This is a genomic window from Streptomyces sp. NTH33 (assembly GCF_003236365.1).
GTDB lineage: Bacteria > Actinomycetota > Actinomycetes > Streptomycetales > Streptomycetaceae > Streptomyces.
Genome location: NZ_POTZ01000503.1, coordinates 1 through 4,864 on the forward strand (window position 1 = coordinate 1; position 4,864 = coordinate 4,864).

At 69.0% G+C, this 4,864-nt stretch carries 3 protein-coding genes and 3 pseudogenes; 5 read left to right on the plus strand and 1 reads right to left on the minus strand.

The window, feature by feature from the left end; genetic code table 11:
- Window positions 1–1,222 precede the first annotated feature (1,222 nt).
- The 5 genes and pseudogenes from C1I97_RS43085 to C1I97_RS31585 form a co-directional block, all read left to right on the plus strand.
- A pseudogene (locus C1I97_RS43085) lies at window positions 1,223–1,342 on the plus strand (transposase family protein); the annotation flags it as partial.
- A 67-nt stretch (window positions 1,343–1,409) separates the two neighbouring features.
- A pseudogene (locus C1I97_RS31570) lies at window positions 1,410–1,862 on the plus strand (IS110 family transposase); the annotation flags it as partial.
- Window positions 1,863–2,638: 776 nt separating this feature from the next.
- Window positions 2,639–2,956, plus strand: coding sequence for a hypothetical protein (locus C1I97_RS31575; protein ID WP_111006482.1), 318 nt, complete (start codon window positions 2,639–2,641; stop codon window positions 2,954–2,956).
- Window positions 2,957–3,119: 163 nt separating this feature from the next.
- Window positions 3,120–3,383, plus strand: a complete 264-nt coding sequence (locus C1I97_RS31580; protein ID WP_111006483.1) for a CopG family transcriptional regulator — start codon at window positions 3,120–3,122, stop codon at window positions 3,381–3,383.
- Window positions 3,380–3,793: a PIN domain-containing protein gene (locus tag C1I97_RS31585; protein ID WP_111006484.1), complete on the plus strand. Its 414-nt coding sequence runs from the start codon at window positions 3,380–3,382 to the stop codon at window positions 3,791–3,793. The genes C1I97_RS31580 and C1I97_RS31585 overlap by 4 nt, the downstream gene beginning before the upstream one ends.
- Window positions 3,794–3,835: 42 nt before the next feature.
- On the opposite strand, the pseudogene C1I97_RS31590 reads toward C1I97_RS31585, so the two are convergent.
- Window positions 3,836–4,711 (minus strand): annotated as a pseudogene (locus tag C1I97_RS31590) (tyrosine-type recombinase/integrase); the annotation flags it as partial.
- Window positions 4,712–4,864 lie beyond the last annotated feature (153 nt).

Here is a 4,864-nt window from a genome sequence, read left to right on the forward strand (position 1 = left end):
GCGGACCTCGGTGGGGGTGGCGGGCGATTCCATGGTGTGGCCGTCTGTGAGCAGCTCTGGCAGTACTTTTGCTGACCTAATGCCGACTTTGCTGACGCCTCGTCAGGTACGGTTGGGATGCTCTTTTCGCAGCTCTGTAGCACGCGGCGGTCTTTGCAGGTTCGGTGGCGGCAGGACGAGTGCTGACCTGGCGGACGGTTGCGCCGCCCGCCGACGCGTGAACCTGGCGCTCACCGTGTCCTGTTGTGGAGGGTCCACAAGCTTTGAGTGCCGTAGTTGCCGGCTGGAGAGCGCCGATCTTCTTGGCTCGATGCGCGAAGTGCCGCGTCTCAACACTGCGTCTGGGCGCCACCAGCAGGTTCTTCGCCTGCTGGTGGTACAGAGGCAGCGCACCGCTGACCAGCGCAAATAACGTCCGTCGAGACTTTGGTGGGATCGCTGGCCCGGGCATGGTCCGGATCTTGATCGATGCGGCTCTTTGGGCCGGCCGACACCGCTCTCTGCGCCGAAGTCCGGAGACCTGCGGAGGGCGGCACTCCGCTCGCCGTGACGCGCGGGGTGGTGGCACTCCGGTCCTGAGCCGTGACGGTCCCACCTGGCACAGGTTGTAGAAGGTGTCCAGGTGGGTCCGTGACAGTCCACGACGGACACATATTGCCAGCTCAGCGTCTCTGGGTCTCAAGTGGTTCGCTCAGTTCGTGACAGCGACGTGACACCGCGGTGAGACGCGAAGGCCCCGTCAGGAGCACCCTGACGGGGCCTTCGTGCGCAGGGGCAGCTCTGCCCGGAGGAGCGACCACGACTGGCCTGCGCCTCAAATCAGTAGCCCGTCACACACAATGAGCGCCTCCACCGATGTCGGTGGAGGCGCTCATTATTACCGATGCGTCAAATTCGTCAGGTGCAGCTACTGCGGTCACCCATCAGCCAAAGGACGGAAAATACCCTCACGGAGTGACGTCCCGGAAACAGAGAGCTTGTTCGATTAAGTCACTTCCTTCCTGTAGCTGGTGGCTTTGTCCACGAGAAGGGGGATCAGGCACAAATTCCGTGAGAGTGATCAACGGGGTTCCGTCTCGGCGGTATAGCGTCATTTGGGATCGTGGTGCGGTGTGATGAGCTCGTCGGTGACCTGTTTCCGCACCTCAGCGAGTTGCTGGTGGAACGTGTGTTCTTCGAGGGCGGAGCGATTCGCCTGGTGGCGAGAACCCGGGAGGCCGAGGTGGCTTGCCCCGGGTGTGCGCTGGTGTCCAACCGGGTGCACAGCACGTACGGAAGAAGACTTGCCGACACGCCGGCCGGGGATCGGCCAGTACTGATCGAGCTGACGGTGCGGCGGCTGTACTGCGAGAACACTCGTTGTTCGCGGCGTACTTTCGCCGAACAGGTCGACGGCCTGACCGTTCGCTATGGCCGCCGCCCGCTACCGCGACCGCCACACCGTCACCCGCAGGAAGTCCGACCACCTCGACGCGATGGTGCTCGCAAACATCCTGCGCACGGACAAGGCCGCTCACCGGCGCCTGCCCGACGACAGCGAACTCGCCCAGGTCATCGCCGTCCTGGCCCGTGCCCAACAGGACGCCGTCTGGGACCGCACCCAAGCAGGTAACAAGCTCCGCTCCCACCTGCGCGAATACTTCCCCGGCTTCCTCGCCGCCTTCCAGCACACCCGCGAAGGGATCAGCAGTAGCGTCGCCCGCACCGTGCTGGCCGCGGCCCCCACCCCCGAGAAGGCGGCCGCGCTCACTCGCCCCCAGCTGCGCTCGCTGTTGAAGAAGGCCGGCCGCCAGCGCCGCATCGAGACCCGCGCCGAGCACCTCGCCACTGTCCTGCGCGAGCCACACATGCGTCAGCTCCCGCGCGACCGGCGTGCTGAGCACCTCAGGCGACATGGGCGGCACGAGCGTCGTCGCGTCCGCCGTCTCCGCCCGGACCACCTCCACCCGGCCCGCCGGCCACCTGGCCGACCACAGCGGATCGACGACCGTCAGGAAGTCGTCGGGCAGTAACGGCGTGGTCAGCCGCCCGGCTCCCTGCCACACAGGTCGCGCCAGTTGCCGCAGCACACCGACCATCCCGCCTCCCCGTTCCCTGCCACTCTCCGATCACCTACGCTCACGCAGCCGTGGCCGACCGGCAACCCGGGCTGCTCCATCCCTGACGGGCATTACGGTGAGGCTCCCCGCGGCTGCGGCGGCCGATCCCCGGCATGGCGTCGTTGTGGCGCAGGTCCGCGGGCCGTTCCTCACTGCGAGTGTGAGCCGGCGGGATCAGGGCGGTTCCGGCTCACTGCGACCGTGCCGCGGTCATGGCGAGGATCGCGACCATGGTGAGCGGTCTCCGTGGACCTCGACCCCTCTGGGGCCGAGGGCAAGGGCCGTCGCCCGGCCCTTTGGCAACGGAATGTCAGCCCACGTTGGCAGGACGTCCGCCATGGAGTCGTAGCTCGCGCGCACCCCCGCCTGACTGCCGAGGCGGTGCCAGGCCGCCGACCCCGCTCCCCGCAGCGCGAACCACGCGGCGCCGGAGCTGATGGGAGCCGGCCCGGCCCCGTACCGGATGAAGGGTGGCGCCCCGCCGCTCGGACAGGTCGGGCCCTTCGGCCTGTACGGAGCCCGTGCGCGATCCTGGAGACATGGAGATCGAGGTCCTGGTCGTGCCCGACTGCCCCAACCAGCAGCTCGCCGAGGAGCGGCTGCGGCAGGCCCTGGCCGCAATCGGCCTGCCCGGCCTGAGGTTCACCACGAAGGTGATCGCCGACCCTGACGAGGCCGAGCGGTCCGGTTTCACCGGTTCCCCGACGATCCTGGTCGACGGCCGCGACCCCTTCGCCGAGCCGGCCGCAACCCCGTCCCTGTCCTGCCGGATCTACCGCACCCCAGCCGGCCCCGCCGGAGCACCCGGCATCGACCAGCTCCGCAAGGCCCTCGAGGTAGCCGCCGGCACGGGCTGACCCAGGCGGGACGGCACGCTCTGCGCCTTCGGCCGGAGCGCCGCACCACCGGCGCGACAGAGAACCATCGCCTCTACCGCGGGGCTCAAGGCCGGCACGAGCCGCGAAACATAGAAGGCTGCACCCTCCACCACTCGGGAGGATTGCAGGTAGGATGAGTAGCATGAGCGAGCCTACCGGCAAGTACTCGATCACCATGCCGCGCGACATCGCGGAAGCAGCCAAGGCCCGCAGCGGCCCCTCCGGCCTGTCCGCCTACGTCGCTGCCGCCGTCGCCCGCCAGATCGAACGCGACAACCTGAACGAGCTCATCCAGGTCGCGGAGGCCGACCACGGTCCCGTCACCGACGACGAGATCCAGACTCTGCGCGACCAGCTCCACCAGGCCCGACAGCAGCAGACGCGAGGCGGGGCCGACGCCGCGTGACCCGCTCCCCCGCCCTTCCGGGCGGCACCCTGGTCCTGGACAGCGAGGGGCTCGCCAAGGCCGTACTGCGCGACCGGTCCGTCACAGGATGGCTCGCCCTCGCTCGCGCCGACGACCTTCGCGTGATCACCTCTGCGGCCACCCTGGTGGAGGTCGTCCACCCTCGGATCAACCGCCCGGCCCTGGAGTGGGCCCTATCCCGCCTGGTCGTCGAACCGGTCACCGAGCCGATCGCCCGCCACGCCGCCGCGCTCCTCGCCGGCGCCGGTCTGCATGGCCACAAGTACGCCATCGACGCCATGCTCAGCGCCACTGCGCTCGCCGCCCCCGGCCCCGCCACCATCCTCACCTCAGACCCCGAGGACCTGACCGCGCTGTGCGGCGGACGAGCCACCGCGATCAAGATCTGACCCGGCCCCTCTTCCACAAGCCAGTGCCCGTCGGTCCAGCAGCTACTGATCCGAGTCAGGCGGCTGGTCGTAGGAGCTCAGGAGCCCTTCGATGCGCTGATTGTTGATGGACTGCCGGTCGTACAGGCACTTCGCGTACCGGCTCAACAGGACCTCGACGCTGTTGCCGGCCCGCTGGGCGACCTCGGCCGGGTCGGCGCCCGCGCACAACCAGGTGGACAGCGCCGAGTGCCGCAGGTCGTACGGCCGCTTCGCGAGCGGGGTCCCGGAGAGGGCGGGCGGCAGCGCCAGTGCGCGGGCCTCGCGCCAGACCCAGTGGTAGGCGCTGTAGCTCAGGATGCCGCCGCGTTCGCTGAAGAACAGCCGACCGTCGTCGGCCGTGCCGAAGGCGGTCACGCTCTCGCGCCACAGCGCCACCAGACGCGGCGGCAGCGGCACCACCCTCGTCTCACCCGGCGGGCGATTCTTCAGCCCACGCTCGTCGTGGAACTGGCCGGTGTCGGTCCACCGCTTGCCCGCCTGCGGCAGCGTGCGGTGCACAATCAGCCGCCCCCAACCAGTACTGGGCAGACGGCAGTCCGGCAAGGCGACAGCGATGGCCTCCTCCGGTCGCAGGCCCGCGTAATACATGCCCGCGAACAGCCCGACCAGCCGACGGCCACGGGCTCGCCGGTAACCGCCCACGTACGAGACGGCACCCAGCAGATCCCGCGCCTGATACGGGTTGGCCACCACCCGCGGATCCACCCCCACCGCCGGCTTGGGCACCCGCCACCGGACCTTCGCCAGCGGATGGCTGCCCAACTCGCCCCGCTCCACAGCGTAGTGAAGCGCATGCACCAGCACCTTGCGCTTGCGGCGCATCGTCTCCACCGCCGCCTCTCCGCCGTCCAGCTTGCGGCGCAGCGACTCCAGCACTCACGCGGGAGTGTCTAATCATCAACGGGTCTGGCCCGTAGTCGGTGGTGACGGCGGGTAGCCATCAGCGCAGGAGGATACGGTGGCGGAGGAGGTCGAATCCGGCGCGGCCGTGCATCTGCCGCATGATCCGTTTCGTTCTGGTGTTGACGC